The organism is Fibrobacter sp. UWB1 (genome assembly GCF_002210325.1).
Classification (GTDB): Bacteria; Fibrobacterota; Fibrobacteria; order Fibrobacterales; family Fibrobacteraceae; genus Fibrobacter.
Genome location: NZ_MWQL01000034.1, coordinates 1 through 14,900 on the forward strand (window position 1 = coordinate 1; position 14,900 = coordinate 14,900).

Below are 14,900 nucleotides of genomic sequence, written 5' to 3' on the forward strand. Positions count from 1 at the left end.
TCAATTTACCAAAATTTTAACAATAAAATTAGGGCGTGAGGGGCATGTCCTAAGGCGGAAGAAAATGTGTCGTTGAGCGAACATTAGAGGCCGAAGGCCGAATCCATGTGAGCTTAAAGCCCCATGCGTTAAGCTGGGGCTGTAGCGAGAGTGAGACGCAAGTCGAACGGTCGTGTGAGAGTGAGACGAGCACATTTCTGGAGCCGTGGGCAATTTTGAAGGCGGAGTGCGTTTTCTCGGATGGGAGAGGAGGTCCCGCATCTACGTGCGGGAAGACAGAGGACAATTCATTCCACATCTCACATTCCACACTCCACATTACAATCCGGGGGTTTTAGGGGGCGGAGCCACCTAGGCGAGGGGGTGCTGGAAGACTTGCCTTGGACCCTATCGCTGGTGACAACAAGGCAAGGCTGCAAGCAGGGGGATTCCTCCCCCTTTACAGACCGCTCGGCTCTATTTCATGTAAGAACCTACGATATCGCCTCGCTCTCGCCTCCAAAGACTCATTAAAATGAGTCTTCTTTGGCTCACGACAGACCGCTCGGCTCTATTTGTATAAGAAACTGTGATATCGCCTCGCTTTCGCCAACACGACTCGTTAATACAAGTCGTTTATGGCTCACGAACCACCTATGCCGGTCGGGATAGGTTTGAAAGAGCAAGTTTTTTTACAAGAACCCTAGTCCGTTTAGGTAAATTTTTGTATCTTTCCGCCCAAGAACGCACCACCCTATGGTGGGTAGCAATTTCAACAAACAAACAAAAGGATCCAATAATGGCTCTCAAACTCGGTATCAATGGTTTCGGTCGTATCGGCCGTATGGTGTTCCGCGCTGCTGTGGAAAACTTCTCTAACGACATCAAGGTTGTCGGTATCAACGACCTTCTCGACGCTGACTACCTCGCTTACATGCTGAAGTATGACTCCGTCCACGGCGCTTTCAACCACGACATCAAGGTGGAAGGCAACTTCCTCATCGTCGATGGCAACAAGATTCAGATCTTCGCCGAAAAGGATCCGTCCGCAATCACTTGGGGTGCCCTCGATGTTGACGTCGTTGTGGAATCCACCGGCTTCTTCCTGACCGAAGAACTCGCTTCTGCTCACCTCAAGGCTGGTGCCAAGAAGGTCATCATGTCTGCTCCGTCTAAGGACGCTACTCCGATGTTCGTCTATGGTGTTAACCACAAGACCTACGCTGGCCAGAAGATCATCTCCAACGCTTCCTGCACCACCAACTGCCTTGCCCCGATCTCCAAGGTTCTCGATGAAAAGTTCGGCATCGTCCGTGGCCTCATGACCACCGTTCACGCTGCAACCGCTACTCAGAAGACCGTTGACGGCCCGTCCAAGAAGGACTGGCGCGGTGGCCGTGGCATCCTCGAAAACATCATCCCGTCTTCTACGGGTGCTGCTAAGGCCGTGGGTAAGGTTCTCCCGCAGCTCAACGGCAAGCTCACCGGTATGTCTATGCGCGTGCCGACTTCCGACGTGTCCGTTGTTGACCTGACTGTCGAACTCAAGAAGGCTTGCACTTACGAAGAAATCTGCGCTGCCATGAAGGAAGCTTCTGAAGGCGAACTCAAGGGCATCCTCGGTTACACCGACGAAGCCGTTGTTTCTACCGACTTCCGCAACTGCCCGAAGACCTCCATCTTCGACGCCAAGGCCGGTATCCAGCTCGACCCGACCTTCGTTAAGGTTGTGTCCTGGTACGATAACGAATGGGGCTACAGCAACAAGGTTTGCGAAATGGCCCGCGTGATCGCCAAGTAAGATTTCTAGATAGCGTTAGTCGTGCGGACGCCACTTAGTTTTCCGCACTTCCGCTAAGAAACCTTTTAGGAACCCTGCCCAAGCGGCGGGGTTTCTTTTTTTGTCCTGACGGACCCCCCGGCGAGGGAATTTTTTCTAAAAAGTGCCGTAAATACGCCGAGGATTCGTTGTGGTGCAGGCTAAATGACGCAGACTTTGCGAGTTGGCCTGTACTTTCTTGCTTTTTTTGAATAAATTAATGCGAAAAGGACTCGCTTTTTCGCTGCCGTACGGGTTAAATGACGTCGACTCTGCAAATTAGCCTGTACTTTTTGGATAAATTAATGTAAAATAGAGGGAAAACGGCATTCTTGTACAGGCTAAAAAGCATGTAACGCATAAAAAAGCCTGTACTGCTCAGGAAAAACCTCCAAAAAATACCTGTGAAATGGATTTTGTACAGGCGAAATGCTAAATGTACCATCAATTAGCCTGTACAGATCAAAAATACACTTGTTGTTGTGCAGAAATCGATGGATTATGCGTTTTATATAAACTATATTTGTGGCATGAAAAATAAATTTTTAGCTCTTTTGATTTCGTCGGCATTCCTGTTCACGGCTTGCGGCGACGATTCCTCTTCCGCTTCTGCGGACCCTTCTACCGAAGAATCCTCTTCCTCCATGGAAGAAGGCGATGACTCTTCTTCTTCCGAAAAGGGCGACGCCAAGTCATCGTCGTCCAAGGATGGCGACAAGTCCTCGTCCAGTGAAAAGTCTTCGGAGAAGTCTTCTTCTTCGGAAAAATCGTCCGATAAGTCTTCGTCTTCAGCTAAGGAAGATTCCAAGTCGTCTTCTAGCGTAAGTAAAGACAAGTCTTCTTCGAGCGAATCCCCGAAGTCCTCGTCTAGCGAAACGCCGGAATCTTCATCCACTGAAGTTTCGTCTTCTTCTGTAGTAACTCCGGAAGGGGCTCGCGCTGCGAAACTCACCGATTTACAGAAGAACTACGAACTCAAGCTGTTTGACCAGACGGTCTACCTGTCGACCGGCAGCAAGCAGGGCGTTCTGGCCCTCCGCATTCCGGACGAATTGTGGGTGGTCACCTATACGGATTTTGCAGGTGGCGTGGTGAGCTTTAAAAAAGACAAAGCCGGCTTGCAGTATAGTGAAACCGATGCCGTCAAAAAGATTATAGGAAAAATGGAAGCCGGCTTCAAGATTTCGTTTGTCGTCAAAGAAGCCGACAATGCCGATGAAGACGACAAAATTCTGTACTCTGTAGACGGTGGCGATTACAGCGAAGCGATTAAGGCTAGCGTCGCTGTCCAGAAGAGCAAGGTCTCCAAGGCTGAGGCGATTCAGAAGAAAATCTATGAATGTGCCGATGGCGATTCTACGAGGACCTTCAAGTTCTTCGACAGTTCGTATATTTATGAAACGTCGATCGATGGCCAAGTAGTGAACTGGAATGCCGGTCGCTATGATATCCAGCGCAGCACGCTGTTGATGATCCCGCTCTACTATGTGGGGTCTTCGCGTACGATGTTCACCTATTCCGTGGGCACCGACGATGCGATTACGGCGTACAATGGAGAAAAGTTGAATTGTACAGTTGAAGATGTCGAGTACGCTTACGAAGATGCCAAAGATTTTGTCGGCGAATGGGTGGCGACTAGAGACGGTGTCGATTGGACATTTACGTTGAAAGCCGACGGAACCTCAAAACTGGAAGCGTTCGAAGGGACTAAGCAAGTCGAGTTTAAGTCGGGTACCTGGGAAGTTTACGGCTACTATATGGTGATGGACTTCAATATGTTATTGAATCCGGGCAGTACGGCAAGCATGTATGGCCAGTTGCAGACCGGAACGGTTGACCGTGAAACGGGCAAGATTAGCGGATTCTCGTTCGTTCATCATGATAAGGGTACGCCGCGCATTCCGACTTCGTTCGAAGCGCCGGAATACGACGATTAAGAATACGACAAGTGATTTAGGGTGAATCCCTGGATAATAAAATGAAGGCCCGCATTTGCGGGCCTCTTTTGTAATTTCGTCTGTTGGGCGAAAGCCCGTTCTAGATTACAGCTTCATATCGGAGAGGCGCGTGTTTTCCACCGCATCAAATTGTACTTTCGCTTCGCTCAAGTACCAAATGCTAGGCTCGGTCATATCCATGCAAGCATGGCTGCGACTCTCGCCTTACGCATTTGTCCTCCTGAATTAAAGTTTCATATCACTTAATCTTGTTTTATCAACTTGTTCAAATTCTTCGATGATTTCTTTGCTGGGGGCCTTGGTGCAGAGGCTTACGATTACGATGGTCGCAAAGCTCAAGACGAAGCCGGGCACGAGTTCGTAGATCTGGAAGATTTCGGCGGAGAAGCCGGAGAGGTAGAACTTCCACACGAAGGTGGTGATGCCGCCCACGAGCATGCCCGCGATGGCGCCCGGAAGCGTGGTACGCTTCCAGAACAGGGCAAGGAGCATAATCGGGCCGAAGGTGGCGCCGAAGCCGCCCCAGGCAAAGCTCACGAGACTCATCACGACATCCAGGAAGCTCTTGCCCTGTTTAGCGCCGTCGGCGCTGGGCGCCCCCTGCATGGCGACAATCACGGCAATCAGCGTAATCACCACGACCACGCCGCGGCTGACCCACATGACTTCCTTGTTGCTCGCGTTCTTGCGGAACAGGTGCTTGTAAAGGTCGTTACTGAAGGCCGAAGCCGAAACCAGCAGCTGCGAGTCGGCGGTACTCATGATGGCGGCAAGGATAGCGGCCATGAGGATGGCGGCGACAGCCGGGTGGCAGAGCGTCTGGCAGAGAACCATGAAGATGCGTTCCGGGTCGGCGACGGTAATGCTGTTCGCTTCTACGTAGTAGCGTCCGAGGATGGCAATCATGATGGCGGCACCGAGGCAGATGGTGACCCAGATCATGGCGACGCGGCGGGAGAACTTGATGTCTTCGGCGTTCTTGATGCTCATGAAACGCACTAGAATGTGCGGCATGCCAAAATAGCCGAGGCCCCACGCGAGGCTAGAAATCAAGGCGATAAGACCGATGGACTTGCCGGTGGTGGCGTTGGTGAACAGGCTCAACAGGTAGGGGTTCTGCGCGTTCACGGCGTCCATGGTCGCAGCAAAACCGCCCGAACCGGCCATGATAATCGAGGGAATCGCGATGACGGCAATGAGCATCATGGTCGCCTGGATAAAGTCTGTCCAGCAAACGGCGAAAAATCCGCCCATGAAGGTGTAGCTCACCACGACGACCGCACCGATGATAAGGCCCGTGGTGTAGTCCATGCCGAAGATGGTGCCGAAGAGTTTCGCGCTAGCCACAAAGCCCGAAACCGTGTAGAACAGGAAGAACGCGAGAATGAAGATGGAGGCGATAACGCGGATGATTCCCTTGTTGTCGCGGAAGCGGTTCGCAAAGAAGTCGGGGAGCGTGATGGAGTCTCCGCAGAAGTGGCTGTACTTGCGGAGCCTGCGGCCCACGATTTTCCAGTTGAGGTATGTGCCGATCACGAGGCCGATGCCGATCCACGCTTCGGAAAACCCGCTCACGAAGATAGCGCCCGGGAGGCCCATCAAGAGCCAGCCGCTCATGTCGGAGGCCTGTGCGGACATGGCCACGACCCATTTGTTCATGCCGCGGTTGCCGAGGTAGTAGGCATTCAGGCTGTTCGCCTTCTTGGAGAAGTAAAAGCCGATGCCAAGCATCATCAACAGGTATAAAATGAAAACGGTTAAGACCATTTGTCGTCTCCTTTATGTATGCTTTTAAAGATAGAAAAAAAGGGGGGAGGGCTCCCCCTGCTTGCAGCCCCGGCTTATGCGTATGGCCTTCGCGATGTTGTTACCCGCTCAAGGAGCGACCGATCGGCTTTACAGCCTCTCTCTCGCAATCGCCCTCGCTTAACGCTTGGGGCTTATTGCTCACAGACGGAAAATTCCGTGGCTCGTTCGCTTGCTAACAACATTCGCTTCGGCTTGCACGTCATTGCGAGGAGCAAAACGACGAAGCAATCCATAGCCGGGTCTTCCAGCACCCCCTCGAACGGGCGCTCAATCGCCGCGCCCGTAACGCCCGGGCTCAGGGCATTTTAGAAGACTATTTGTTTAATAGTCTTTCGTGCAGCGGATAGGTTGATAGCCATACCGTTCTAGACCAGTATCATACAGAGTATAAGCATCCGTATCACTCGTCAAAACGGTCCTTCCCATATCATCTCGTTTTTTACTCAAAGCCGGAAGCCAAGCTCTTGCAAATTCTCCATACCCATAAAATTTTCCCTGAAAAGAATATCCTACCGGAAGAAGCGAGAAACCATAATAATCCTGTCCGTTCCAAACAGCTCTTGAATTAACCATAGCTCCGCCACCCAAAAAACGCCACTCATTTTCTTCCATGATATGCCACCCCTTCGGGCATATTCCCTGAATGTGTTGATCAATGTATTTGCCATTGTCAAAATATGTCGTATCGAGTTTTTCGACGGCTACTGTGTCATATTTTTTAGGAATATTCATGGCCTCGCTCCATGTATAGAGACCGCCAAAGCCGTTATCGCAAAACCATTCGTCGTCGTTGTAGCAGACTTTTTCCACCACGGAGTCACTGAACTCCGTCGCATTTGCCATAATTTGCTTTCCGTAATTTAGGTTTTCAGCAAAGAATGTGTATTCTTCGTCAACACCATCTCCAGCCCCATCAAAATGCTTTTTAATGGTCACAATCTTATATTCCTGACCATCACGATCATCTACAAACGTCTCATAATCAATTTTCGAGGAAAACTGTTTTTCCATATTGGGGTGTGAAATATAGGGCTTTACAGTATCCTGTCCACCAATAGAATCCCTAAGCCAGAAATCATCTCTGCACGTATAGTATTGAGTATATTTTCCACTCATGACTATAGCGGTATCGCCATTGCAGCAGTTTACTGTTAAATTTGCGCTGCCATCCTCATTTCGTCCATTAAATGGGCAACCTTCAGAAGAACTCGACTCATCCTCAGAAGAGCTACTGTTCTTACCGCTCACAGAACTAGAACTCTTCTGCGAATCATTGCCAGACTTCTCAGAGCTAGAGGACTTCGAACTTCCACCGGAAGATGTTTCTTTGTCCGTAACGGAACTCGAAGAGATTGCGTCATCGTCACTAGAGGACGAAACTTCCGCAATCGAGTCAGGGTCAGTACTGCTGGAACCGCTGTCGCATGCAGTGAAAAAACAAAGTACGGCAAATAAAACACCGATAAAGATCCTTCGACTCCACTTCGTTCCGCTCAGGATGACACTACTGTTCGCAATGACATGTCTCATAAGACCTCCAGATATTAAATTCCACCAAACACTTTTGGGCGAAATATAATAAAACCAATGAAAAAGGCGGTCGTTTGACCGCCTAGAGTTGCATAAGGTTTCGTTAAAGTTTGCGAATAGCTTCTTCTGAAAGACCTGTATTTCGCACGATAATTTCCATAGGGACTCCGTCTTTCAGCAAACCCTTCGCAATTTCTTCTTTTTCTTCGCGCTTTGCTACAGCCCTGTCAAAATCACTCATATCTACATGCATAAGGTACCTCGAACTAAAGTTACACAATTTTACCTCATTTTGCAATACTTTGAACACGGGATCGTTTGCAAATTCGCTAAAATCGGCTTCGCGGTTCAGGGTGTCGATTGCACGGAGCCACTGTGCAAGGCGGCTGTTATCGTTTGCAAAATCCTTGGCTTTTTTCAGGAATTTCGCTACTTCAATCAAGGTTATCGTCTGCTGGTCAAAATAAACGCGCTGTTCTTGATTCTTCAACTGCACCGTATGGCGGTAATTTGGTGAATCTGCAAAAGCATCGAAGAACTGAAAACTGACCACATTCAAGTTGTCCAACCGATAGGGTTCTCCCTTCTTTATCATACTGCTGGTAAGACGCGACACATAAAGGACCAACCTACCTTTATATAAGTCCCCGCCCACATGCTGCACCTCGATGGAAACACGGTCTCGGGGAACACCCTCACCGCGGTCGTTCGTTAACATAATGTCCGTTTCGATATTGTGGTACCCGAGTTCTCCCGGAATGAACGGATTTTCAAGCTTGGGGTTCTCGATACGGTCGGACCCAATCAGATTCAGAGCTGCATTTACGAGATCTGTAGTGAGAATCAGGTTTTTCTCGCTTGCTAGAATCTTCTTGATACACCCGTCATTGTAGAAATACACATTCCTATGTTCATATTTTTTGATGAAAGCATCGGTGTCTTGTCCTTTATCGTTAACAATCTTGAGTTCTCCAAGGAATTTGGCGAATTCTTCTCTTTTCATATATTTTCCTGTTTTCGGGAAAGCCTCCCGTGAGCGAACAGAGGGGATCCCTATTCATATATATACACGCTTTTTTCAGGTGTTTGAATACCTTTTTTGATTGTAAAATTTTTCTATTATTTCGCTGTGCAATCGTTCGATGAGATAACTTTCAAGGTCATTGCCCGCATCAGGAGCGATTTTCCGGATAAGTTCGGGATTCCGCGGCAGAGCGGGCTCTTGAAGAATTTGCGTTCGACGATTGTCTTTGAGCCGGAATTCAAAAATGCCGACGCGTTGCGTGGGCTGGAAGGCTTTAGTCATTTGTGGCTCTTGTGGATTTTTTCGGAGAACGTTCGCGATACCTGGAAGCCGACGGTACGCCCGCCCCGTCTTGGTGGCAATACGCGGCTGGGCGTGTTTGCGACCCGCAGCAGCTTTAGGCCGAATCCCCTGGCCATGAGCTGCGTCAAAATCGAAAAAATCAATTTGACGGGGGAGGGCGCGCCCTCTATTACGGTCAGCGGCGCCGACCTCATGGACGGCACGCCTATCGTAGACATCAAGCCCTACTTGCCGTACGCCGATTCCGTGCCCGAGGCCACTGGCGGCTTTGCCGAGGCCGTGCGCTTTAAAAAGCTCGAAGTCGAATTCGCCGCCGAGGCGCAAGCGGTTCTTGATGGCACCGGATTTGCACCAGAAAATCTAGCGCCGGAGTTACTTGATGGCACGGAAATTGCGCCCGATGCCGCCGGTATCCCTGAAGTATCTGGTGCCGCCGGCGTAAAATTCCCCGCAGAAAAAAAGGCAGCTCTTGTGGAGCTGCTTTCCGAAGACCCGCGGCCCGCGTACCAGAGGTCCGCCGACCGCATTTACGGCATCAGGTTCGCCGGCTTCGAAATCAAGTTTCAAGTGCAGGGCGGCCACCTGACGGTCGTCGCTATTTTACCATTACAGGCTTAGTGGCCTTGAACCCCTCGCCCTGGGCACTGACTACGTAGCGCCCGGCCGGGAGTCTGCCTGCAAGCACCAAAGTGTTTGTTCCGGTGTAGTTGCCGCTCAAGTCAAGCACTTCCTTACCGAGGCTAGAGTAAATCTTAACGGTCAGCTGCGTTGCCTTGGCAAGGCTCAACTGCACATTGCCGGCTTTGTTCACCGTAAGCGCCCCGCCCGCAAAGTGGTTTGCCTGCGCAATGCCCGTACCTGCGTCTGACGACGATTCCGGCGAAGAGCCTGCCTCTGACGAAGAAGAAACTCCGTGATGGCTATGGCTGGAGCTGGATTTTGCTTCGCTAGAGCTGGAGGCGACTTCGCTACTGCTGGATTCTGCCGCGCTGCTGCTGGATTCGGCGGTTGCGGCGGGCTTGAGCTTGTCGCCCAGGACCTCGATCATCTTTTCGGCATAGCGCTTGCCAAAATCGCGGTATTCCTGTGAGGTAAAGTGCACGTTCTGGCCGTCGCCCAAAGCCTGGTTGAACCCTTCGGAAGACACCACGTAGAAGTTCTTGGATTGCTGCGGGAGTTTCGCGATGTTTTGGTTCGCGCCGGCACTGCTACCGCTGCGCAGCACTTCGCCCGCAAGGAACGGAATGTCGCTTTCGAGGCCCAAGTCCTTGATGATGTTGTCGTAGACACCCTTGACTTTGGAAGGCCAGCTACCGTCACCGGCATCCGTTTCGCCCTGGTGGAAAATGATACCCTTGATAACGCCTTCTTCCTGGGCCTTCTTGGCCATCTCGATCAGGCGGCCGTAAGGATTTCCACCATAGGTGTTGATTCGCTGGGTCATCCAGCTCTGCTGGCCCTGGGCGTAGCTTTTGTATTGGTCCTTATCGAACAGCTTGATGCTGCACCCTGCGACAGCGACCACAATGACGCCCACCTTAATCTGGGGATCCGTTTTTTCGACCATGGTACGGCCGAAGTAGTCCGTGGGGCCAAGCTTTGCACCTTGGCAGTGCGCCAGCGGAGGCACGGCAGTAGACCATTTGCCCTTGGTCTTCCCGGAGCAAGAGCCATTGTCGGCCGCCCAGAGAACCTGGAAACGTTCGTCAACCGTCTTGTCCTGATCACCGATATCGCCCTGACCTTCCATGTTGGACTGCCCGAAGGCGAGGTAGATATGGAAATTCGGGTCCGGGGCTGCGTTTACTTGAGAAAGAGCCATTGCGAAGGCTGCTCCTAACAGAAATTTTTTCATAATATACTCCAAACAACAGGGAATAATTTCCCTTAAAAATAAAAATAACCCATTATTATGGAGGAAATATAATTGTAAACTTTAATATGTTGTTGATTTTTACAACAAGAATTACTTATATTCAATGAAAAACGAGGAAATTCTATGAAAAAGATGTATTTGGTTCCGTTTGCGCTAGCCGTTTCCATGTTTACGGCTTGCGGTGATTCTTCCAGCGACCCCAAGCCCTCGAAGGCCGAAGAATGCTCCAAGGGCGTGACGGCAGAATGCTTGGTGGGTTCTTGGTCTTTTGTGGGAATTGCCAATGCGAGCAACAACAACGAAATTATCCCTAATTTTGATTATACCACGGGTCCGGGCAAGTTGATTTTTTCCGACGACGGCAAGTTCGAATTTGACCTGCCTTCGGTCAATCTCGGCAACAGCCCGCTTTTGAATCCGCTCGACTATCCGGTTTATGGCGATTGGAAGATTGAGGGTAACGTTGTCAAGCTCCATTCCATGAGTACGGCTTTGTTCAAGACTCGTGTTGAAGTCGCTCCGATTATTACCGTGGAAGCCGCCTCTGTCAAGATGACTTTTGGCCCGGGCTCCCTTTGGCTCATGGAAAACGCGACCGACGAAACGAGCATCAAGGCCAATTCTACCGAAGTCTATACCATTAGCGCCCAATAGTCCCTTTTTGCGGGTTTTGCCTGCAAAATCGATTGAAAAAATCCTCGGCCGAAGCCGAGGATTTTTTGTGTGTATTTGGATTTATGGAGAATCTTTTTACCGAAGCGTAATGACCTTCTGGTTGAGGACCTTGCCGTTTGCCCCTTTCAGGCGAGCCATGTACTTGCCCACGGGGAGCTTGTTTAGGCTGACTGAGCTTCCGTTTTCGAGGCTTGCACTCAGGGCAAGCTTGCCGTTCGCGGCATAGATTTCAACCTTGCTGTCGGTGGGGGCGCTTACACGCAGGTTGCGCTTTTCGAGCTGCATGAAGGTGCTGGCCGTAACGTTTACGCGGTTCAGCTTGGTAATGAAATCCGTGCCTTCGGGAGCGCCTACGATGGTGCCGCGGCCGACGGTGCTCATGTATACGACGCCGAAGGTGTTCATGTCGCCCTGCACGAAGTTGCCGTTACCCGGACCGCCGAACTGGTGCATGTCGTCGTTAATGCGTTCAAAGGTCTTGCACTTGTCGGTGCTGCGGTAAATGCCGATCGGATCGCCGGACTTTGCAGCCCCCCAGATAAAGATGGTTTCGTAATCGCTGCCTTCCTTGGCCTTGCCGATACCCACGGCGATTGCGGTCGAAGCGCCTTCGCAGCGGTTCCAGCTCTTGCCGCCGTTTTCGGAATAGGCGAGGCCGTATTCAGTAAAGCCCTTGGGTTGCCAAACCTGCGACTGGTCCATGGGGACCCACAGGTGTCCTTCTCTCTTGGGAACGGTACGGATGAGTCCGCCGCCGTTGTAGTATTCACCAGCTTGCTCGTTCTGCAAGCGGGCTTCTGCTTCGGCAAAAGTCTTGCCGCCGTCGGTGGACTTGTAAAGGGTGCCCATGCCGCCCATCACGTAGAAAACGTCGGGATTCACGGGGTCTGCGACAATGCGGGAATAGTTGGTCTGGGTACCGGTTTCGACAGCGGTCCAGGTGGCGCCATTGTCGGCAGAACGGTAAACGGTTGCGCCCTGGTCGGGGCGGTGCAGCATCACCTTGCCGTCGGCAGAGAGCACGACCAAGCCTTTGGGGCCCTTGAGGGTGGTTTTCACGCTGTCCCAGGTGGCGCCCATGTCGTCACTACGGTACATCACGTTAAAATTCTGGGAGTCGTACTGGCCGTACACGGTAATCACGCCGGTACGCAATAGGCTTCCGGTGAGCGGGGCGTAACCCATGCTTTCGGTGGTGCCGATAATCGGGGTATGGCGCTTGGTGCTGTTGTTGATGTTGGTATAAGCGGCGCCATCGTAGTCGCCGATGGCAGTCACGAGTGGTCCACCCGGAATGCTCACGATGTCGAGGGGAACCGTTTCTTCGATACCCTTCGACATGAACTTCCACAAGGGAACCTTGGCCGAAATGTCTTCGGTCATAAAGATGCCGTTACCGCTGGTGACCCAAGCCTGCTTATTGTTGAACGGGTTGATTTCCAAGGAACCTGCCCAGTGGATGGCGTTGCCCGGAATCCAGGCGGTGCCGTTGGCGTCAATGTTTGGAATATCGTTGTAATGCTGGCCGTGATTCCAGGTCTTGCCACCGTCAGTGGTGGAGTAAATGCGGTCGCCGTAGTTTTCTTTTTCGTCGATCGTGACGTGGCGTCCGGTGTACTTGCCTAGCGTCGAAATCACGATGTGGTTCTTGTCTTTAGGGTCTATTGCCACGCCGCCGTAAGAGCTCTTGTCTTTTTCGTAGCTCTTGGTGGTGCTGCCTTGGTGTTCCACGGAATCGCTCGGGGTGAGGTCGGTCCAGGTGCCACCTGCAATATTGTACTTATAGAAACCGCCGCTTGCAATATTGTACGGGCCTGGGCCGTCGGCAAAGGTCACGTACATGTCACCGTCTACGATTTTGGCGCGGTGCGGCATCAGGCCCGTGGGAACCCCCTTGATGGTTTCCCAGGTGGCGCCGCCGTCGTGGCTCACCTGCAGGTTGTCCTTGGTTTCAGATGTGCCTATGTAGATTGTCGCGGTGCTGCCGTCAGCGAGCTTGCCCTGTGCCGGGTCAAACATCACGAAGCTCACGCCGTTCACTCCGTTCAGGCTAGATTCGGTGGCGCTCGAAAGGGCGACCTTGTAAAGGCTGGTCCAGGTTTTACCGTAGTCGGTACTCTTGTACACGCCCTTGGTGCGGCTGCCGCAAAGAACGATGTTGCCCTTGTTCGGGTCTACGGCCAGCTTTTCGCCGGTCTGGCGGCCCATGCCGTTGCCGTGGGCGAGCATTTCCACGTAGCTCGTGTCCCAAGTGGTGCCGTAATCTTCGCTCCTTAGCACGGCGGTACGGCCCTTGCTAAAGTAACCTGTACCGGCCAGCACGTAAATGCGCTTTGGGTCGTTCGGGTCGAGTGCAAAAGCTTCGGTGCCGTAAAGGCCCTTGTCGTTTTCCGAGATGAAGTCCATCAACGGAATCCAGGATTTCTTTGCAAAGTCAAAACGGTAAATGCCACCCACGTCGGTGCGGGCGTACAGCAAGTTTTCGGCCTTGGGGTGGAAAATCACGGCAGAAACGAATCCGCCGCCGTCAAAACGGACGTTGCCCCAGTTGTATTTTTCGGCATTTGCCGCGGTCGCAAGCATTCCCATGCCCAAAGCGACTGTCAAAACCTTCATTTTACCAAACATGCCATCTCCATTGCATTTTTCCGGATACAATCCGGGCTTGTTTTTCAGAAAATACCTAAAAAACAGAAAAAGCGACTAAAAAAGCCGCTTTGTATCTATAAATATGTTTATGAATTCTCAACAAGGGCCTTAAAACCCTTAAATCGTGCCCGAAGAGCCGCCCTTGATGGGCACATAGCGCACCTCGTTCTTGTCGTTGATAATGACAGCGACGCCTGCGAGGTAGCTGAGCCACTTACGGGAGGTCGGTTCGTGCAGCTTGAGGTCGATCTGCTTTTGGGTGGCAAATGCGGTCAAGGGCATCAAGACCTGGTCATGTGAGGCAATCAACGTGTACTTGGGCATGGCCGCATAATCTTTGATCACGTAGGTGTTCAGAAGTTCCATGCTGCGTTCTTCCAAGTCGTAGAACACGTCGGCGTATTGACCTTCGTAGACCCATGCCGCGTAAATGACATTCACGTTCTTGATAGAATCCCTCTTCATGACGGTATCGCGGAGCTCCTTGTCCTTCAAGTACCAGCCGTCAGCCAGCTGCTTGATTGTGTCGGCAGCGAAATTCACGACGGAAGAGTCCGGCAGCATCTGCGACTGGCCGCGACCGATTGCAATGTTCAATGCAGTCTGGTAAGTGCGTACGAATCCGGAATGGATAAACTTGAACTCCGTGGGGCCGACCAGCTTGGCGCCCATTTCCTGGGCTTCGAGTGCGCCGTCTTCGGTCAGCGGGGATTCGGAACCGATACCGGCTTCGCGTTCACCATGACGCACGAGAAACACGACTTTTTCGTTGCACTGGATATTCCGGTAGACTTCGCCCACATCTGCGAATTCGTTCATCGGGAAAGCAATCGGCTGCGGTAAAATACCTTCGCAGGGGTCCGAAGCGACAGGCTGGGTCACGGAAGTGTCAACCGGCGGCTGGGTGGCCGTATCGGCGGGCGTAGCAGTCGTGTCGGTCGGGTCCGTGGGCTGAGGCGTGACAGCGGAAGTCGTGTCACTAGGGTTCTGTTGGGTCGCGGGGTCCGAAGGATTCTGTGCCGGATCCGTCTGCGTTTGGGCCGGATCTGTCGTCTGAGTCGGATCCGTCGGGGAAACCTCGGGTGTCGCAGGCGAGCTGGAAGAATCCGAAGAACAGGCTGTCAAAGAAACGGCAGAAAGGGCTGCCGCCGTTGCTAAGGCGAATAATAATTGTCTTTTCATGCCATTAATATACAATAATTATGCTATGCAGAATGTAAATTTTAGAACTTAGAACTTAGAACTTAGAACTTAGAACTTAGAACTTAGAACTTAGAA

General features: G+C 51.6%; 10 protein-coding genes. 4 read left to right on the forward strand and 6 right to left on the reverse strand.

What is annotated here, in order from left to right:
- The first annotated feature begins 778 nt into the window (after positions 1-778).
- Positions 779-1,780: a type I glyceraldehyde-3-phosphate dehydrogenase gene (gene gap / locus B7988_RS14505; protein ID WP_073054604.1), complete on the forward strand. Its 1,002-nt coding sequence runs from the start codon at positions 779-781 to the stop codon at positions 1,778-1,780.
- A gap of 548 nt (positions 1,781-2,328) precedes the next feature.
- Complete coding sequence (locus B7988_RS14510; RefSeq protein WP_249269025.1) at positions 2,329-3,735, forward strand: hypothetical protein; 1,407 nt, start codon at positions 2,329-2,331, stop codon at positions 3,733-3,735.
- Positions 3,736-3,981: 246 nt separating this feature from the next.
- Here the strand turns inward: B7988_RS14510 and putP are convergent, their stop codons facing one another.
- From putP to B7988_RS14530, 3 genes are all read right to left on the reverse strand, one after another.
- Positions 3,982-5,523 (reverse strand): sodium/proline symporter PutP, encoded by a 1,542-nt coding sequence (putP, locus tag B7988_RS14515; protein ID WP_073317172.1) that lies wholly within the window; start codon positions 5,521-5,523, stop codon positions 3,982-3,984.
- A 363-nt stretch (positions 5,524-5,886) separates the two neighbouring features.
- Complete coding sequence (locus B7988_RS14520) at positions 5,887-7,095, reverse strand: FISUMP domain-containing protein (protein ID WP_141225701.1); 1,209 nt, start codon at positions 7,093-7,095, stop codon at positions 5,887-5,889.
- A 103-nt stretch (positions 7,096-7,198) separates the two neighbouring features.
- Positions 7,199-8,098, reverse strand: coding sequence for a PD-(D/E)XK nuclease family transposase (locus B7988_RS14530; protein ID WP_088658447.1), 900 nt, complete (start codon positions 8,096-8,098; stop codon positions 7,199-7,201).
- 99 nt (positions 8,099-8,197) lie between these two features.
- Here B7988_RS14530 and tsaA point away from each other — a divergent pair, with 99 nt between their 5' ends.
- Positions 8,198-9,040, forward strand: coding sequence for a tRNA (N6-threonylcarbamoyladenosine(37)-N6)-methyltransferase TrmO (tsaA, locus tag B7988_RS15200; RefSeq protein WP_349291502.1), 843 nt, complete (start codon positions 8,198-8,200; stop codon positions 9,038-9,040).
- On the opposite strand, the gene B7988_RS14540 is transcribed toward tsaA, so the two are convergent.
- Positions 9,018-10,277, reverse strand: coding sequence for a sialate O-acetylesterase (locus tag B7988_RS14540; RefSeq protein ID WP_088658448.1), 1,260 nt, complete (start codon positions 10,275-10,277; stop codon positions 9,018-9,020). The genes tsaA and B7988_RS14540 overlap by 23 nt on opposite strands.
- 144 nt (positions 10,278-10,421) lie before the next feature.
- Here B7988_RS14540 and B7988_RS14545 point away from each other — a divergent pair, with 144 nt between their 5' ends.
- The gene (locus B7988_RS14545) at positions 10,422-10,952 is read left to right on the forward strand and encodes a hypothetical protein (protein WP_073317160.1); all 531 of its coding nucleotides are present in this window, start codon (positions 10,422-10,424) and stop codon (positions 10,950-10,952) included.
- Between the two features lie 96 nt (positions 10,953-11,048).
- On the opposite strand, the gene B7988_RS14550 is transcribed toward B7988_RS14545, so the two are convergent.
- Together B7988_RS14550 and B7988_RS14555 are read right to left on the reverse strand one after the other, a co-directional pair.
- Positions 11,049-13,601 (reverse strand): T9SS type A sorting domain-containing protein, encoded by a 2,553-nt coding sequence (locus tag B7988_RS14550; RefSeq protein WP_088658451.1) that lies wholly within the window; start codon positions 13,599-13,601, stop codon positions 11,049-11,051.
- A gap of 138 nt (positions 13,602-13,739) precedes the next feature.
- Complete coding sequence (locus B7988_RS14555) at positions 13,740-14,804, reverse strand: histidine phosphatase family protein (RefSeq protein WP_141225702.1); 1,065 nt, start codon at positions 14,802-14,804, stop codon at positions 13,740-13,742.
- Between the last annotated feature and the right edge of the window lie 96 nt (positions 14,805-14,900).

What these genes read in the sequence shown, in the direction of transcription:
- gap (WP_073054604.1), top strand. Translation starts at nt 779, where the DNA reads ATGGCTCTCAAACTCGGTATCAATGGTTTCGGTCGTATCGGCCGTATG.
- B7988_RS14510 (WP_249269025.1), top strand. Translation starts at nt 2,329, where the DNA reads ATGAAAAATAAATTTTTAGCTCTTTTGATTTCGTCGGCATTCCTGTTC.
- putP (WP_073317172.1), bottom strand. Translation starts at nt 5,523, where the DNA reads ATGGTCTTAACCGTTTTCATTTTATACCTGTTGATGATGCTTGGCATC.
- B7988_RS14520 (WP_141225701.1), bottom strand. Translation starts at nt 7,095, where the DNA reads ATGAGACATGTCATTGCGAACAGTAGTGTCATCCTGAGCGGAACGAAG.
- B7988_RS14530 (WP_088658447.1), bottom strand. Translation starts at nt 8,098, where the DNA reads ATGAAAAGAGAAGAATTCGCCAAATTCCTTGGAGAACTCAAGATTGTT.
- B7988_RS14540 (WP_088658448.1), bottom strand. Translation starts at nt 10,277, where the DNA reads ATGAAAAAATTTCTGTTAGGAGCAGCCTTCGCAATGGCTCTTTCTCAA.
- B7988_RS14545 (WP_073317160.1), top strand. Translation starts at nt 10,422, where the DNA reads ATGAAAAAGATGTATTTGGTTCCGTTTGCGCTAGCCGTTTCCATGTTT.
- B7988_RS14550 (WP_088658451.1), bottom strand. Translation starts at nt 13,601, where the DNA reads ATGTTTGGTAAAATGAAGGTTTTGACAGTCGCTTTGGGCATGGGAATG.
- B7988_RS14555 (WP_141225702.1), bottom strand. Translation starts at nt 14,804, where the DNA reads ATGAAAAGACAATTATTATTCGCCTTAGCAACGGCGGCAGCCCTTTCT.